This window comes from Streptomyces cupreus, assembly GCF_014257025.1.
GTDB classification, from domain to species: domain Bacteria; phylum Actinomycetota; class Actinomycetes; order Streptomycetales; family Streptomycetaceae; genus Streptomyces; species Streptomyces cupreus.
This window is the reverse complement of sequence record NZ_JACMSF010000011.1, coordinates 64,907-80,833: the sequence shown is the minus strand read 5'-3', so window position 1 is coordinate 80,833 and position 15,927 is coordinate 64,907. Positions and strand designations below refer to the sequence as shown.

Annotated in this window: 16 protein-coding genes; 9 read left to right on the top strand and 7 right to left on the bottom strand. The window is 71.0% G+C overall.

Annotation, left to right across the window (positions count from 1 at the left end; genetic code table 11):
• Positions 1-12: 12 nt before the first annotated feature.
• Positions 13-879, bottom strand: a complete 867-nt coding sequence (gene panB / locus H4N64_RS13000) for a 3-methyl-2-oxobutanoate hydroxymethyltransferase (protein ID WP_186282422.1) — start codon at positions 877-879, stop codon at positions 13-15.
• Positions 880-1,059: 180 nt separating this feature from the next.
• On the opposite strand from panB, the gene H4N64_RS12995 reads away from it, so the two are divergent.
• The 4 genes from H4N64_RS12995 to H4N64_RS12980 all read left to right on the top strand — a co-directional run bounded on the left by H4N64_RS12995 (position 1,060) and on the right by H4N64_RS12980 (position 5,834).
• Entirely contained in the window at positions 1,060-2,643 is a 1,584-nt protein-coding gene (locus H4N64_RS12995) for an MFS transporter (RefSeq protein WP_186282421.1), read from the top strand.
• Between the two features lie 43 nt (positions 2,644-2,686).
• Complete coding sequence (locus tag H4N64_RS12990; protein WP_418896261.1) at positions 2,687-3,265, top strand: TetR/AcrR family transcriptional regulator; 579 nt, start codon at positions 2,687-2,689, stop codon at positions 3,263-3,265.
• A 183-nt stretch (positions 3,266-3,448) separates the two neighbouring features.
• On the top strand, positions 3,449-4,501 hold the full coding sequence (locus H4N64_RS12985) for an endonuclease/exonuclease/phosphatase family protein (RefSeq protein ID WP_186282419.1): 1,053 nt from the start codon (positions 3,449-3,451) through the stop codon (positions 4,499-4,501).
• A 115-nt stretch (positions 4,502-4,616) separates the two neighbouring features.
• Positions 4,617-5,834: an MFS transporter gene (locus H4N64_RS12980; protein WP_186282418.1), complete on the top strand. Its 1,218-nt coding sequence runs from the start codon at positions 4,617-4,619 to the stop codon at positions 5,832-5,834.
• A gap of 120 nt (positions 5,835-5,954) precedes the next feature.
• Here H4N64_RS12980 and H4N64_RS12975 read toward each other — a convergent pair whose 3' ends face one another.
• The 4 genes from H4N64_RS12975 to H4N64_RS12960 all read right to left on the bottom strand — a co-directional run bounded on the left by H4N64_RS12975 (position 5,955) and on the right by H4N64_RS12960 (position 8,029).
• Positions 5,955-6,380 carry a hypothetical protein gene (locus H4N64_RS12975; protein ID WP_186282417.1) on the bottom strand — a complete coding sequence of 142 codons (426 nt, stop codon included), beginning with the start codon at positions 6,378-6,380 and terminating at the stop codon, positions 5,955-5,957.
• A gap of 16 nt (positions 6,381-6,396) precedes the next feature.
• Complete coding sequence (locus H4N64_RS12970) at positions 6,397-6,834, bottom strand: glycine-rich domain-containing protein (RefSeq protein ID WP_186282416.1); 438 nt, start codon at positions 6,832-6,834, stop codon at positions 6,397-6,399.
• Positions 6,835-6,992: 158 nt separating this feature from the next.
• Positions 6,993-7,493 (bottom strand): DUF6415 family natural product biosynthesis protein, encoded by a 501-nt coding sequence (locus H4N64_RS12965; protein WP_186282415.1) that lies wholly within the window; start codon positions 7,491-7,493, stop codon positions 6,993-6,995.
• Entirely contained in the window at positions 7,490-8,029 is a 540-nt protein-coding gene (locus H4N64_RS12960) for a hypothetical protein (RefSeq protein ID WP_186282414.1), read from the bottom strand. Before H4N64_RS12960 ends, H4N64_RS12965 begins: the two co-directional genes overlap by 4 nt.
• A 229-nt stretch (positions 8,030-8,258) precedes the next feature.
• Between H4N64_RS12960 and H4N64_RS12955 the strand changes: the two genes are divergently transcribed.
• From H4N64_RS12955 to H4N64_RS12935, 5 genes are all read left to right on the top strand, one after another.
• Positions 8,259-8,516 carry a hypothetical protein gene (locus tag H4N64_RS12955; protein WP_186282413.1) on the top strand — a complete coding sequence of 86 codons (258 nt, stop codon included), beginning with the start codon at positions 8,259-8,261 and terminating at the stop codon, positions 8,514-8,516.
• Complete coding sequence (locus H4N64_RS12950; RefSeq protein ID WP_186282412.1) at positions 8,491-9,024, top strand: DUF6879 family protein; 534 nt, start codon at positions 8,491-8,493, stop codon at positions 9,022-9,024. The genes H4N64_RS12955 and H4N64_RS12950 overlap by 26 nt, the downstream gene beginning before the upstream one ends.
• A gap of 24 nt (positions 9,025-9,048) precedes the next feature.
• Positions 9,049-9,900: a helix-turn-helix domain-containing protein gene (locus tag H4N64_RS12945; protein ID WP_186282411.1), complete on the top strand. Its 852-nt coding sequence runs from the start codon at positions 9,049-9,051 to the stop codon at positions 9,898-9,900.
• A gap of 275 nt (positions 9,901-10,175) precedes the next feature.
• Positions 10,176-11,201, top strand: coding sequence for an ATP-binding cassette domain-containing protein (locus tag H4N64_RS12940; RefSeq protein WP_186282410.1), 1,026 nt, complete (start codon positions 10,176-10,178; stop codon positions 11,199-11,201).
• On the top strand, positions 11,198-12,013 hold the full coding sequence (locus H4N64_RS12935; protein WP_186282409.1) for an ABC transporter permease: 816 nt from the start codon (positions 11,198-11,200) through the stop codon (positions 12,011-12,013). Before H4N64_RS12940 ends, H4N64_RS12935 begins: the two co-directional genes overlap by 4 nt.
• 12 nt (positions 12,014-12,025) lie before the next feature.
• On the opposite strand, the gene H4N64_RS12930 is transcribed toward H4N64_RS12935, so the two are convergent.
• Together H4N64_RS12930 and H4N64_RS12925 are read right to left on the bottom strand one after the other, a co-directional pair.
• Positions 12,026-15,268 carry an AfsR/SARP family transcriptional regulator gene (locus tag H4N64_RS12930; protein WP_186282408.1) on the bottom strand — a complete coding sequence of 1,081 codons (3,243 nt, stop codon included), beginning with the start codon at positions 15,266-15,268 and terminating at the stop codon, positions 12,026-12,028.
• A gap of 37 nt (positions 15,269-15,305) precedes the next feature.
• Positions 15,306-15,854, bottom strand: a complete 549-nt coding sequence (locus H4N64_RS12925; protein ID WP_186282407.1) for a DUF6578 domain-containing protein — start codon at positions 15,852-15,854, stop codon at positions 15,306-15,308.
• Positions 15,855-15,927: the final 73 nt, after the last annotated feature.

The following is a 15,927-nucleotide window of genomic DNA, read 5'->3' as shown; positions in this document are numbered from 1 at the left end:
CCGCTGTGGCTTCTAGTGGACGGAGTGCTCCTCCAGCGGGAACGTTCCGCCGATGACGTCCTCCGCGAACGCCTTCGCCGCGTTGCCCATGACCTCGCGGAGGTCGGCGTACTGCTTGACGAACTTGGGGACGCGGCCGCCGGTCAGGCCGAGCATGTCCGTCCAGACCAGGACCTGGGCGTCCGTCTCGGCGCCCGCGCCGATGCCGACCGTCGGGATGTGCAGGACCCGGGTGACCTCGGCCGCCAGTTCCGCGGGGACCAGTTCCAGGACGACCGCGAACGCGCCCGCGTCCTGGACCGCCTTCGCGTCGCGCAGGAGCTGCGCGGCCGCCTCCTCGCCGCGGCCCTGGACGCGGTAGCCCATGGCGTTGACGGACTGCGGGGTCAGGCCGATGTGGGCCATCACCGGGATGCCGGACTCGACCAGCAGCTCGATCTGTCGGTGCGAGCGCTCGCCGCCCTCCAGCTTCACCGCGCCGACGCCGGCCTCCTTCACCAGCCGGGTCGCCGAGCGCAGCGCCTGCACCGGACCCTCCTGGTACGAGCCGAAGGGCAGGTCGCCGACGATCAGGGCGCGTGAGGTGCCGCGTACGACGGCGGCCGACAGCATGGTGATCTCGTCGAGCGTGACGGGCACGGTGGTCTCATAGCCGAGGTGGCAGTTGCCCGCCGAGTCCCCGACCAGCATGACCGGGATCCCGGCCTCGTCGAAGACGGACGCGGTCATCGCGTCGTAGGCGGTCAGCATGGGCCACTTCTCGCCGCGCTCCTTGGCGGCGGCGATGTCGCGAACGGTGATGCGGCGGGTGCCCTTCCCCCCGTACAGCGCCTTGCTGCCGCCGGAAGGTGTGTTCTGGGCAGCCGAAAGCTGCGTCATGGCAACGGCTCCTTACGTCATCTCGAGGCGCCCTTACGGCGTCCCCGGATCCCCTCCATGGTGGCACCTCGTGCCAGACGCGGCTAGGGGGACCCCGGTCAGGCTCAAGCGATGTAAGAGCCGGGTAAAGATTTACGATACGGCACGGTCTCGTATCGTAAATCTCTTAGGCTTGATGGCATGACTGCCTCCGCGCCTGCCGTACCCCGGACACCGGAAGCGGTGCACCGCCGCCGCTGGGCCATCCTCGGCGCGCTCATGCTGAGCCTGCTGATCATCGTGCTGGACAACTCGATCCTGAACGTCGCCGTCAAGACGATCTCGACCCCGGCCCCGACCGGCCTCGGCGCCACCCAGAGCGAGCTGGAGTGGGCCATCAACGCCTACACCCTCGTCTTCGCGGGCCTGCTGTTCAGCGCCGGACTGCTCGGCGACCGGCTCGGCCGCAAGAGGGTCCTGCTCGGCGGGCTCGCCGTATTCGGCATCGGCTCAGCGCTCGCCGCCTTCGCCGGATCGCCGGGCGAGCTGATCGCCTTCCGCGCGGTGATGGGCCTCGGCGCCGCCTTCGTGATGCCGGCCACGCTCGCCGTCCTCATGAACGTCTTCGAGCGCGAGGAGCAGCCCAAGGCCATCGGCATCTGGGCGGGCGGGGTCGGCCTCGCCATCGCCATCGGCCCGATCACCGGCGGCGTCCTCCTCGACCACTTCTGGTGGGGCTCGGTGTTCCTCGTCAACGTCCCCATCGTGATCGTCGCCGTAGCGCTGATGACCTGGCTGGTCCCCGACTCCCGCGACCCGAACCCTGGCCGGATCGACCCGGTCGGCGTCGCGCTGTCCGTCGTCGGCCTGGTCCTGCTGGTCTACGGCATCATCCGGGGTGGCGAGCTGGCCGACTTCACCGATGTCACCGTGCTGTCGACGATCGGCGCGGGGCTCGCCGTACTCGTCGCCTTCGTGGTGTTCGAGAAGCGCAGCGACCATCCGTCCATCGACGTCGGCCACTTCCGCAACAAGGTCTTCTCGGCCGCCATCGCCGCCATCGCGCTGGTCTTCTTCGCGCTGATGGGCGTGACCTTCTTCTCCGTCTTCTACACCCAGAGCGTGCGCGGCTACTCGCCGCTGGAGACCGGTCTGCTGTTGCTGCCGCTCGCTGTCGCGCAGCTCGTCTTCGCGCCGCGCGCCCGCCTCCTCGTCGACCGCATCGGCAACCGGGCCACCACCGCCGCCGGCATGGCGCTCATCGCGGCGACGCTGGCCGCGTTCGCCACGCTGGACGCGGACACACCGATCTGGATCCTTGAGGTGATCTTCTTCCTCATGGGCACCGGCATGGCGCACATCATGACGCCGGTCAGCGTCGTGATCATGCAGGCCCTGCCCCGCGAGAAGGCCGGTTCCGCCTCCGCGCTCAGCAACACCTTCCGCCAGGTCGGCGGCGCCCTCGGCATCGCGGTCCTCGGCTCGGTGCTGTCCACGTCGTACCGCTCCTCGATCGAGGGCGACCTCACCGCGGTGCCGCCGGAGCTGCGGCACACGGCGGGCGAGTCCATCGAGTCGACCCTGGCCGTGGCGGCGAAGCTCGGCCCCGAGGCGAAGCCGCTGGTCGCCCAGGCCAATGACTCCTTCCTGCACGCCATGCATGTCACGGCCCTGGGCGGTGCCGCGGTGGCGGTGGTCGGAGTGGTGATCGTGGCCCTGTTCCTGCCGGGCAGAACCCAGGACTCCCGGGACACAGAAGGGACGCGGACACGTGAACCCCGCTGACGGTCAGCCCAGCCCCGCGAGGGGCCGCCCCCGGAGCGAGGCCGTGGAGCGCGCCATCATCGAGGGCGTGATGAAGCTGCTGGAGGAGGGCGTACCGCTCGCGGAGCTCTCCATCGAGCGGATCGCCCGTACCGCGGGCGTCGGCAAGGCCGCCATCTACCGCCGCTGGAGCGGCAAGGAGGAGCTCTTCGTCGACGTCGTACGCGCCGCCGAACCCCCCGACGCCGAACTGCCCGGCACCTCCATGCGCGACGACCTCGTCGTCCTGCTGGAGTCGCTGCGCCGGCGCGGTCTGGTCAGCCGTTCCTCGGTGATCCTGCACAACGTCCACGTCCAGATGAAGAGCAGCCCGAAGATCTGGGCGGCGTACCACAGTCTCGTGGTCGCCCCCCGGCGCCGGCTCGGCATCGAAGTGCTGCGCCGGGGCCAGCGCAACGGCGAACTCCGCGAGGACGTCGACGTGGAACTGCTCAACGACCTGTTCGTGGGCCCCATGCTGGTGCGTTCCGTCATGCTCCCTGACGCGGACCTCCCCGACGGCCTGTCCGAGCAGATCGTGGACACGCTGCTCGAAGGGCTACGGCCCGTCAGCTCACCGGCCGTCAGTTCGCCCCGCGCGTAGCGGTCGTGTGCGCGTTTCGTCACAGAGCGCGCTTTCCGTATGCGTAACCGGAACTCGGAAAGCCGACTTGTACGTCCTCGTGCAGGTACGGCCGTCATGGGACGGCAGGAACAGAACCGATCATCCCCTAGGGTCGTAACCGCGGGGGACGATGGTGTGCACGGCAGGCAGTGAGGCGACGGTATGGCGCAGCAGGCGTACATGACGGAGACGGACAGCGGCGGCTCGGGACCCGAGCGCCGGGGAAACCGGTTCCGGCGTCTGCTGGAGCGGCTCGTGGCCGGTTGGCGCGGTGACCGGCGGATCTGGCGCCGGGGCATCGTCACCGCCGCTTTCGCGGTGCTGGTCGCCCTGGTCATGCTGCTGCACGCGCAGATCCCGAACGCCATCGGCAACCTCGGCAGCCTCACCGAGACCTTCCTGCCCTGGCTCGGCCTGTTCATCCCGCTGCTGGTGCTGGTCGCCCTGGTGCGCAAGTCCGCCACCGCGCTCATCGCGGTGGTGCTGCCCGCGGTCGTGTGGCTGAACCTCTTCGGCGGCCTGCTCACCGACAAGACCTCTTCCGGCGGCGACCTCACGATCGCCACGCACAACGTCAACGCCGACAACACCGACCCGTCGGGCACCGCCCGCGACGTGGCCGCCTCCGGGGCGGACGTGGTGGCCCTGGAGGAGCTGACCGCAACGGCGGTGCCGGTGTACGAGAAGGCGCTGGCGTCGACGTACAAGTACCACTCGGTGCAGGGCACGGTCGGGCTGTGGAGCAAGTACCCGCTGAGCGGGGTGAAGGCCGTCGACATCAAGCTGGGCTGGACCCGGGCCATGCGCGCGGCCGTGAGCACGCCGTCCGGCGAGATCGCGGTGTACGTCGCCCACCTGCCCTCGGTGCGGGTGAAGATGGAGGCCGGGTTCACCGCCCGGCAGCGCGACAAGAGCGCCGACGCCCTGGGCGAGGCCATCGCCGACGAGAAGCTGCCCCGCAGCGTGCTGCTCGGCGACCTCAACGGCACGATGAACGACCGCGCGCTGAACGCCGTCACCTCCCAGATGCGCTCCACGCAGGGCGCGGCGGGCAGCGGGTTCGGGTTCAGCTGGCCGGCGTCGTTCCCGATGGCGCGGATCGACCAGATCCTGGTGAAGGGCATCGAGCCGGTCACCTCGTGGACGCTGCCGGAGACCGGCAGCGACCATCTGCCGGTGGCGGCACGTGTGAAGGTCGACACATCGACGTCGTGAAAGCCCCCCGGCAACCCGGTCTTAACCTCCAGGAATACTGGGCCTGAGAGCCTTTGTTCCGTACGTGAACATAAGATGTACGGAACTCCGCTCCTCGAAAGGCACAGGCCCCTTCATGCCCCTGGCCCTGCTCGCGCTGGCCGTCGGCGCCTTCGGCATCGGCACCACCGAGTTCGTGATGATGGGCCTGCTGCCCGACGTCGCGGACGACCTCGGCATCTCCATCCCGACCGCCGGGCACCTGGTCTCGGCGTACGCCCTCGGCGTCGTCATCGGCGCCCCGCTCCTCGCGGCCGTCACCGCCCGTATGTCCCGCCGCAAGGTCCTGATCGGGCTGATGGTCCTCTTCGTGGCCGGCAACGCCCTGTCGGCCCTCGCCCCCGACAACGGCTCGCTGCTCGCCGCCCGCTTCCTGAGCGGCCTGCCGCACGGTGCCTTCTTCGGTGTCGGGGCGGTCGTCGCCACGACCCTGGTGGCGCCGGAGCGCAAGGCCCGCTCGGTGTCCCTGATGTTCCTGGGCCTGACGGTCGCCAACGTCGTGGGCGTGCCGGTCGCCACGCTCATGGGCCAGCACCTGGGCTGGCGGGCCACGTTCCTGGCCGTGAGCGCGATCGGCGTGGCCGCGATCGCGTCGCTGGCGCTCCTGATCCCGCGTGACGGCGGGGGCGCCCCCGCCCAGGGCCTGCGCGGCGAACTGGCGGCACTGAAGTCGCTGCCCGTGTGGCTTGCCCTCGGTACGACGGTGGCGGGCTTCGGGGCGCTGTTCGCGGCGTACAGCTACATCACGCCGATGCTGACGGACGCCGCCGGCTACGCCGACGCCAGCGTGACGGTGCTGCTCGGGCTGTTCGGCGTGGGCGCGACGGCCGGGAACCTGCTCGGCGGACGCCTGGCGGACCACGCGATGCGCGCCACGCTCTTCGGCGGACTGGCGTCCTTGGCGCTGGTCCTGGGCCTGTTCCCGCTGCTGATGTCGTCGGCGTGGAGCGCGGCGCTGGCGGTGGTCCTGCTCGGCATGGCGGCGTTCGTGACGGGTTCCCCGCTCCAACTGATGGTCATGGAGAAGGCGTCGACGGCCCCGTCCCTGGCATCCTCCGCCAACCAGGCCGCCTTCAACCTGGCGAACGCCGGGGGCGCGTGGATCGGCGGCCTCGCCCTGGCCGCGGGCTTCGGGGTGACGTCCCCGGCGGTCGCGGGCGGGGCGCTGGCGGTGCTGGGGCTTGGCGTGGCCGCGACGGCCTACGCGGTGGACCGACGCCGGGTTCCGCAGACGGGGCGCGAGCGGGTGGTCGCGGGGCATCTGCCTCGGGAGGCGGAGGCGGTGCGGTCCTGAGGGATGGGGCCGGTCCTCTTCTGGAACGCGCCGAAGTTGACTCGGAAGTGCTCCAGCGGAATGCGGGGCCCCGCCCGTCCGCCACGGGGGAAGCAGACGGGCAGGGCCGACCATGGGCGTTCAGTTGGCGTGATGGGGATACAAGGTCGGCTTCAGCGCGATCTGTTCTGGGGTGAGTACCGGAACGGAGAGGTTGCCGGTCACCAGCAAGTTCTGACCCCACCAGGTCCCCATCTGCACCTGCCAGCCGCCTGCCGCAATCTCCCAGTCCGCGTCGGAGAGCTTCACAACGACGTCGCTGCCGCAGATCAGTGACCGGTTGGCCTGGGTGACGATCCAGCCGGCCTTTTCGCCCTCGGTGGCCGTTTCCCGGTTGCACCTGTCGGCCATCAGCCACAGCTTGCGCCAGTGCACCCCCGGCGTCACCGGGCCTACGTACGCGATCTGCTGGTCGTCGACCAGCCTGCTCGCGTAGCCGAAGACGGGCCCGAACATCGTGAAGACGGTGATCCGGCCTCGGCCTTTGGCCGCTTCGGCAGTTGCCATGGAATCTTCGCCGGTCTCAGCAGCAGGGGCCGTCGCCGCAGCACGTCGGCTCGTTGCAGTTGGCCCTCGTGCCCCACAGGGATTCGTCGACCTCGTATCCGTGAGCGCGGATCCTGGCCACGACGTCCACCATCGTGGCCTTGTCCCGGTACCGGGACCTGGGGGCGTGGTGGACGAACCGGCCGTACCGCGTCCGGCAGAACGCCTCGTACTCCTCGGTGTGGAGCATGAACGTGTGCCAGCCCGGGTCCACGGCCTGGGAGGGCGACATGCCCTCGCCGGTCCGGCCCATGACGTCCAGGAACGCCAGGGCTTCGCTCATGATCCGCTCGGCCGTGCAGCGCTCGTGCCCGTACTCGTCGGCGCAGAAGTCGACGAGGCGGTCGAACAGCTCGGGCGAGACGAGGTCTCGGCCCTGCCGCAGGGCGACGGGGTGTTCAGGTGCCACAGTCATTCGGAAGTCCCTTCTCCCATGAGCTGATGTGGACTTGCGGCCCGCCCCGGCTGCTCGACCTGTCCAGGGTTGGGGAACCGAGGCGGGCGTTTGTGGGTGCGACCCTGTCCCTGCGGTCGCCATAGGCCCCTTTCACGCCGGGGCAGGGCGGCGCCGGGTCAGCGCATGCGGACGGTGTTGGCGCAGCGTTCGTGGATCCGGCCGAAGTCGACGGCCCCGCCCGAGGGGCTGACCTTTCCGTACGGGCGCGTCGCCTCGCCCTGCCTGATGGGCTGATCGCAGGCCAGGCACATACGGACGCCGGTCAGCTTCTCGTAGTGGTCGCACAGTGCCAGCAGCGAGCGGGCGAGTCTGCGCACGTGCGCGACGGCGTCGGACGGCATCAGCCCGGGGCGGGCGTCCAGCTTGCCGCAGGCCTCGCGAACACCGGCGAGCGCAACGTACCGGGGCACGTCGTCGGCGGGCAGCCGCGCGGCGACATGCTCGATCTCGGGGATGATCAGCTGCAGGTGGCCGCGCATCATGCCGGTCAGCGTCTGCAGCGTGGTGGGGTCGGTGGGGGTCACGTCGGGCGGGAGCACCTGGGCGACGTTCGCGCGCATCGTGGCGATGTCCACCGGCGGGGCGCTCGTGCCCTCACGGTGCTCGATGGAGTTCATGACACTGCCTCGCCGTCCTCGTCGGCGAGGAGGCCGCCGGCCATGGCCACGGTCAGCACGTCGGACACCTGGCAGAGCTTGCCCGGCCGGGTCACGGGCACCGCCCAGTACGAGCAGAGCGTGCCCTGGTCCAGCTCCGTGAGTTCGGGGCGGGGGACGCCAAGGTAGGTGCCTTCCCCGAGGCATTGGACGGCGGGCGCCCGCCACTCCTGGGAGGTGCCGGGCGGGACGAGGGCGTAGTAGCGGCGGCCTGCGGGGTCGTGGATGACGGGTCCGCCGTGCAGGTGCCGCGCCAGCCGCCGGGCCACAACTGACTGGTCATGGCTGGCGAACGCCTGGTGGGCGACGGCTGCGGGGACGCGGACCGCGTCGAAGAGCCGCCCCAGCGGGACGAGGGCAAGCCTGGCGGTGGTGTCCCAGCCCCGGCGCACCGCGGCGGGGGAGGCATGCGCGGAAGCCAGCCACGCTTCAATCGCGTGAGCGGGCGGCGGGCTGCCTGGTGTGAAGGTTCCGTTCGGAGCCGTACTGTTCGTCATGTCGACGCTCCTCAGCAGCGTTGGCCACGCCCCGGGAGGCCTCCACCTCGCCGGGGTCTTCGCGTAACTGCCGACGCTAGAGGCGCTATGCGCAGCACAGCCAGCAATGTGCATGGATGTGCGCGTGGCTTTCCAGGAAGGGCCTGGCCGGATCGTGTCCTTGACGTCACCTCATCCCTAGCGGGAGGTTGGCGCACATCGGCGCACAACACCAACTGTGGAGACAGCCATGGACCTACAGTTCATCGGGATCGACCCCGAGACCGGCAAGAACGGGTCACCCACAGCCTGGGTGGACCAGGAGACCGCGGACATCGTGATCCAGAGCTACACGGCCGACGAGGCGACCCGAGCCCAGTGCGCGGACCGCACCGCACCCGGGCACGCCAAGGGCATCCCCGACCATGAGACGGTGATCCGCATCCCCGCCCACATGGTCCCGATCCTGAGGGAGGCCTGCGATGCCGCACAACGTGCCCAGCTTTGACGAACTCATGGAGGCCGCACAGCGCTCCGCAGTGCACCTCGAAATGCGCGACCAATACGCCGTCGGCGACGAGGCCGACGACTTCAACACCTGGCTGAGCACCAGGCACCGGGACACCGACCCCGCCTCCGAGTACTGGGCGCCCTGGACCGACATGATCTCCCGGGCGGTCGCGCGCGGTGTGGTCGTGCGCCGGGCCCGGATCGTGTCCGAGCCGGTCACCGACTACATCCGGTACGAACACGCCGGGACGGTCGTCAACGTTGCCGCTGGCGAACAAGTCCGCTGGCTGCCTCGGCAGCGGGCCGTCGACCTCATGCTGCCGGGCGCCGATCTGTGGATCTTCGACGGCGTGCAGGTGCTGTTCAATCACTTCACCGGTGACGGCAATTGGGCGGACCCGGACATGGAGTTGCGGACCGAGCCGGGCATCGTCAAGCAGTGCTCGGACGCGTTCGAGGCGGTGTGGGAGCGTGCTATTCCTCACGACCAGTACGAAATCCGCTGACAGGGAAAGCAGTTCGGCCAGCTCATGTCCATCTCACCGTCTTCCTCGGCCCAAGCCGCCCGCGAGAGCGTGGCACGGCAGCTCCGCGACCTGAGGAGGAACGCAGGCCTGACGGTGACTGAGCTGGCCTCCCAATGCAACTGGCACCACGCGAAGACCAGCCGCATTGAGAACGCCCGCACCCCGCCATCGCCCACGGATATCCGTCTGTGGTGCCGCGCCACTGACGCCGTCGACCAGGCGCCGGACCTGATCGCAGCTTCCCAGCACGCCGAGTCTCTGTACCGAGAGTGGCGACGACGCGTGCGCACCGGCCTGGCCAAGCTCCAGGACAGCTACGTGGAGCTGTATCGGTCGACGGAACTCCTCCGGGTCTACTCGCCAGTCCTGGTCCCCGGACTGTTGCAGACGGGGGGCTACGCGCAGGCCCTGCTGTCCATGAACGCCCGCTTCCTCGACGTTCCCGACGACGGGGCAGAGGCCGCCGCAGCGCGGCTGGAGCGGTCGCAGGTCATCCACGAGCCGGGGCACCGCTACGTGTTCGTCGTCGAGGAGGCGGTGCTCTACTACCAGCTCGGGGACGCGGACGCGATGGCCGCCCAGCTCGGCTACCTGCTCACCGCTGGGGCGCTGCCGCAGGTGTCGTTCGGCATCATCCCGGCCAGCGCCCGTGAGCGAGCCCTGTGGCCGCAGGAGACCTTCGACGTGCACGACGACACGCTGGTGTCCGTCGAGTTGCTCTCCGCCGAGGTGAACGTCACGCAGCCGTCGGAGATCGCCCTGTATGTGAAGGCGTTCGAGCAGCTACGGAGCATGGCCGTGTACGGCGCCGACGCGCGTGCCCTGATCCTCAAGGCCATCGAGGCACTGGCCTGATCCCGGGCATGAGGAAGCGCCCCCTGTACGGCCCGTGGTGGGCCGACACTGTTGGCGAATCCGCCCCGTCATCCAGCGGGGCGGAGGCCATCAGAGGGAGGGTCGGGTGCGGGCGAGCGGGCGGCCGGAGAGCCAGGCGTCGAAGAAGGTCAGTCGAGGCCTCCAGCTCCCGGATGAAGCCGGGCAGAGGGTTGGGAGATCGGTGTCGGCAGTCTGTAGGCCCCCGTCGGCCCCCTGTCGGTGGTTTGTCGGTGGAGGCTGGCACCTTCGGGTGCATGACACGAATCGACAAGAACCCCACCGGCGCGGGAAGCGCCGTCACCGTGCGGGGGCTGGTCAAGCACTACGGCGAGACCAAGGCGTTGGACGGTGTGGATCTGGATGTGCGCGAGGGGACCGTGATGGGGGTGCTCGGGCCCAACGGGGCCGGGAAGACCACCCTTGTGCGGATCTTGTCCACGCTGCTCGCGCCCGACTCCGGGCAGGCCACCGTCGTCGGGTACGACGTCGTACGGCAGCCCCGGCAGTTGCGGCGGGTCATCGGGCTGACCGGGCAGTACGCCTCCGTGGACGAGAAGCTTCCGGGGTGGGAGAACCTGTATCTCATCGGGCGGCTGCTGGACCTGTCCCGGCGGGACGCCCGGGCCCGCGCCGAGGAGCTGTTGGAGCGGTTCGCGCTCACCGACGCCGGTAAGCGGCCCGCCGCCACCTACTCCGGCGGTATGCGGCGCCGGCTCGATCTCGCCGCCTCGATGATCGGGCACCCTGCCGTGCTCTATCTCGACGAGCCCACCACCGGGCTCGACCCCCGTACCCGCAACGAGGTGTGGGCCGAGGTCAAGACCATGGTCGGCGACGGCGTCACCGTGCTGCTGACCACCCAGTACATGGAGGAGGCGGAGCAGCTCGCCGACGAGCTGACCGTCGTCGACCGGGGCAAGGTCATCGCCAGGGGCGGTATCGACGAGCTGAAGGCGAAGGTCGGCGGGCGGACGCTGCGTGTCCGGCCGGCCGATCCGCTTCAGCTGCGGCCGCTCGCCTCCCACCTCGACAGCCTGGGGATCACCGGGCTCGCCAGCACCACCGTCGACGCCGACCGGGGCGCCCTGCTCGTGCCGATCCTCAGTGACGAGCAGCTCACCGCCGTCGTCAGCGCGGTGACCGCACGGGGCGTCACCCTCTCCTCCGTCACCACCGAACTGCCCAGCCTGGACGAGGTGTTCCTGTCCCTCACCGGCCACCGCGCCAGCGCACCGCAGGACGCCGTACCCACCGACGACCGCCAGGAGGTCGCCGTATGAGCGCCACCACCACGATCACCGCCACGGCCGACGCTCGTATCCCGCTGCGTGGGCATCTGCGCCACACCGGCGCCCTCATGCGCCGCAATCTGCTCTGGATCCGGCAGGACCCGGAGTCGATGGCCGACGCCGTGCTGTTCCCGATCGTGTTCACGCTGCTGTTCGTGTACGTCTTCGGCGGGTCCATCGGGCAGTCGCTGGGCGGCGGGCAGGACGCGTATGTGCAGTACGTCGTGCCCGGCATGCTCGCCATGATGGGCATGACCATGGCGCAGGGCGTGGGCACCGGCTTCAACCAGGACTTCAACACCGGTGTCATGGACCGTTTCCGGTCGCTGCCGATCGGCCGTGGCTCGGTGCTGTTCGCCAAGATCGCGGTCGAGTTGCTGCGGATGCTGTTCGCCACCGCCGTACTGATGGTCGTGGCCCTGCTCGTGGGGTTCGACATCACCAACTGGGGTGGTCTGCTGGCCTCCGTCGCCCTGTCCGTGGTCTTCGGCTCGGCGCTGATGTGGGTCTTCCTCACGCTCGGCGTGGTGATGAAGAACGCGCAGTCCGTGCAGGCGATGGGCTTCCTGGTGCTGATGCCGCTCCAGTTCGGTTCGTCGATCTTCGCGCCGACCCAGTCGATGCCGGGCTGGCTGCAGAACTTCACCGACTACAACCCGCTGTCCGCGCTCGCGGACGCGGCCCGCGGACTGATGATCGGCGGTCCGGTCGCCCACGACCTGTGGCTGACGCTGGGCTGGTCGGTGGTGCTCACGGCGGTCATGGCACCGATCGCCATCCACAAGTTCCGTACCAAGACGTGATCCCTGGTCGGGTCACACCAGGGCGGCGGCCTCCTTCGCGGTGAGTTCGCCGCCCTCGGCGTATACGGCCTCGTACGTCTCCTCGTCGAGGACCGCCCGCACCGCGGCGACGGCTCGGGCCCGGCACTCCCGCTCCAGGGAGGAGTTCAGGTGTCCGGGCGGCAACAGCGCGTCGGCGGCCCCGAGACAGCGGGCGGCGTCGAAGGGCTCGCTCCCGGCCAGCGCCACAGCGGCGATGACCAGGCAAGCCGAGACCAACTGCGGGGCCATGGCCCGCGCCAGCGGATCGTCCGCCTGCTCCAGAGCGCGCCGGAGCTTCTCCCGGGCCGGTTCGTGGTGGCCCTCGGAGGCGTCCATCCAGGCCTCCCCGCTGAGGATGAAGGCGTCGAAGACGTGGAACTGGGCGAGGCCGAAGTTCTCGCGCAGCACCCGGATCTGCTCGCGGGCCTCGGTGGTACGGCCGGTGATGCTGAGCCAGCCCGCGAGGATGACCCGGCTGAACGGCATCGCCTCGCTGTGCCCGCCGTCCAGTCCGTCGATGACCTCCCGCAGCAGGCGTTCGCCCCGCTCGCCCTGCCCGTCCTCCAGCAGCGCGCCGGCCAGCCGGGCTGACAGGACGGCCTCCTGGGCGCGGGCGCCGAGCCGTCGGGCCTGCTCGATGGCCGCCTCGTAGTCGGCGGCGGCCTCGGCGTAGGCGCCGGTACGCTCGCGGGCCTCCGCGCGCGCCGACAGCGCCTCGGCCGTGCCCCAGGCGTCACCCAACCGCTCGTAGATGGCGAGCGACTCGTCGGCGTCCCGGGCCGCTTCCCCGGCGCGCTCGGGGCGGTTGGCGAGGCCGTTGGCCCGCATCTGGAGGGTGGCAGCTAGTTCCCACTCGTAGCCCGGGGTGGTCCGGCAGGTCTCCACGCAGGCGTCGAGCAGCCGGGCGACCGCGTCCATGTCGCCGGTGAGCATCACGGCGAACACGGCGAGGAGGCCGGGGCTGCGGCAGGACTGCGGAAGCCCGGGCGGGTAGGTCGCGGCGATGGTGCGCAGCTTCTGCTGGGCGGCCGGGTTCTGCCAGGCGTCCAACTCGGTGTCCATGCAGGCGAAATGGGCCAGATGGAGCCCGCGCCGGGCCTCGGCCAGCACCTCTCCGGTGTACGGGGGCGGCTCGGCGGTGCAGCGTTGCCAGACCGGCTCGGCCGGCCGGACGGGCTCGGCGAAGGCGAACGGGTCGGGGCCGAGCGTCATCACCTCCGCGCACCAGTTGCGGGCCTCGATCCTCAGGTCGCGCATCTGCCAGTACCAGCCCAGGGAGAGCGTCAGCGTCAGCGCCTCCTGCTCGTCGCGCTCTGCGATGGCGTGCCGCAGCGCGGTGCGCAGGTTCTCGTACTCCCGCTGGAGCCGTTCCACGGCGTCCAGTTGGCCGGGACCGCGCAGCAACGGATCGGTGGTGCGGGCGAGTTCGCGGTAGTACGTCAGGTGCGCGCGTTCGGCGCGGGGGCGCTGACCGGCCTCGTCCAGGCGCTCGCCCGCGTATTCGGCGACGGTCTCCAGCAGCCGGTAGCGCATCGCTCCATCGCCCGAAGGGGCGGCCACCACCAGGGACTTGTCGACGAGGGAGCCGAGCGCGTCCAGGGCGGCGGGCCCGCACACCGCCTCCGCGGCGGGCAGGTCGCAGCCGCCCGCGAAGACCGACAGCCGCCTGAGGACATCGCGTTCGTCCTCGTCGAGCAGGTCCCAGGACCAGTCGACGACGGCCCTGAGGGTCTGCTGGCGGGGCAGGACGGTACGACTGCCGGAGGTGAGCAGCCGGAAGCGGTGGTCGAGCCGGTCGGCGATCTGGCGGGGCGTGAGCATCCGCAGCCGGGCGGCGGCGAGTTCGATGGCGAGGGGCAGTCCGTCGAGGCGGCGGCAGATCTCGGCGCAGGCCTCGGGGTCGTCGTCGACGCCGAACCCGGGCCGGGCGGCGGCACCGCGGTCGGCGAACAGCCGCAGGGCGTACGGCTGCGGCAGCGGCTCCACGGGGCGCAGTACCTCGCCCGGTACGCCGAGGGGTTCGCGGCTGGTGGCCAGTACCGTCAGGCCGGGGCAGCGGGCCAGCAGATGCTCGGCGAGGCGGGCGGCGGCGTCGACGACGTGCTCGCAGTTGTCGAGGACGATCAGCATCCGGCGCCGGGCGCAGTGCTCCACGAGGCGTTCGACCGGGTCGTCGTGCCGGTCGGCGACGGCGCTGCGGAACTCCTCGGCGCCCGCGCCGTACAGCACGGTCTCGCGGGCTCCGACGGCGGTGAGCACGGCCTCCGGCACGGCCTCGGGGTCGTCGACGGGGGCGAGTTCGGCCAGCCAGATCCCGTCCCGTGCGGCGTCCCGGAGCGTCTCGGCGGCCTCCTGCGACAGCCGGGTCTTCCCCGCGCCGCCGGGTCCGAGGAGCGTGACCAGCCGGGCCTTGCCGAGGTCCCCACGGATGGCCTCGATGTCGGCTTCCCGGCCGACGAAGGAGGTCAGGCGGGCCCGGAGGTTGCCGAGTTGAGCGGGCGCCGGTTGTGGGGACAGCAACTCGCGGTGCAGGGCGGACAGTTCGGCGCCGGGATCGGACCCGAGCTGCTCGGCGAGCAGTTGTCGCACGTCGTCGTAGGCGGCCAGCGCCTCGGCGGCGCGGCCGGTGTCGCGCAGCGCGCGCAGGCGCAGTGCCTGCAACGGCTCGTCGAGGGGATGGCTGTCGCACAGGGCGGTCAGCTCCGGCAGCGCGGCTTCCGCCTGGCCGAGGGCGAGGGCGGCGGTGTGGCGGGCGCGCAGGGCGTCGAGGCGGCGGGTGTCCCAGCGGGCGACCTCGGCGGTGCGGTCGGGGAGGTCGGCGAGGGCGGGGCCGCGCCACAGGGCGAGGGCGTCGTCGAGGACTCCGGCGGCCTTGGCGGGGTCGCCGTCGGCGAGGGCGCGGATGCCGTCGGCGGTGAGCCGCTCGAAACGGTGCAGGTCGATGTCGTCGGACCCGGCGGCCAGCCGGTACCCGCCGTCGACGGACTCCACGGCGTCGGCCCCGAGCACCCGCCGCAACCGCCCGACGAGCGCCTGCAAAGCCCCGCCGGCGTCGGCGGGCGGATCCGCGCCCCACACCTCGTCCACGAGGAACTGCGCGGGCACGGCCCGCCCGCCGCGCAGCGCGAGCACGCTGAGCAGCGCACGCAACCGCGCCCCGCCGACCGGTACGGGGGTGCCGTCGGGACGGTGGGCCTGAGTGGTGCCGAGGATGCGATAGCGCACGGGGTCCATTGTCTCTGGTGTGTGGGAGTGGGGGGCGAGGGTCGGTTCAGCGGTCCGGGATCTCCAGGGTGACCAGCACTCCCGCGTCCATACGCCGCCGGCCCCGGGTGTGCGGGCCCGTGTCGGTGAACCACTTCGGGCAGGTCTCGACCGGCCGCAGCGACCGCTGCCCCGGCACCGGATGCCAGGTGCGCGAACCCGGCACGGTCTCGGCGTACTCCTGGCTCACCACCTGGACGGACCGCACCCGGCCGGTGACCTCCGGCCACTGGTCCCCGTGCCGTTCGACCGTGAGCAGTCCGACGAGGCGGATCCGGTCCCCGGGCCGCTCCTCTCCGAGGGCCTCCGGCGCGATGACGTCGACGGGGTCCTCGTGCAGGGCCACCGTCAGTCCCGTCTCCTCCCGGAGGACCCTGACGCCTCCCACGTCGGCCACCTCCCCGACGACCTTGGCCAGTTCGTCGTCCCAGTCGCCGCCCAGGACGTCCCCGGAGTCGTTGAGCAGCAGCGGCCAGCTCACCTCGTCGCCGAGGGAGAACGGCGTGCCGCAGCACTCCATCTGCCAGTCCGCGTAGAACACGTGCCAGATCCCCATCCCCCCACCTTCTCCGGAACCGATGCCGGACCGCGAGACGTTTTCCCGTTGCGCCCGGTACCGTCGGGCGGCA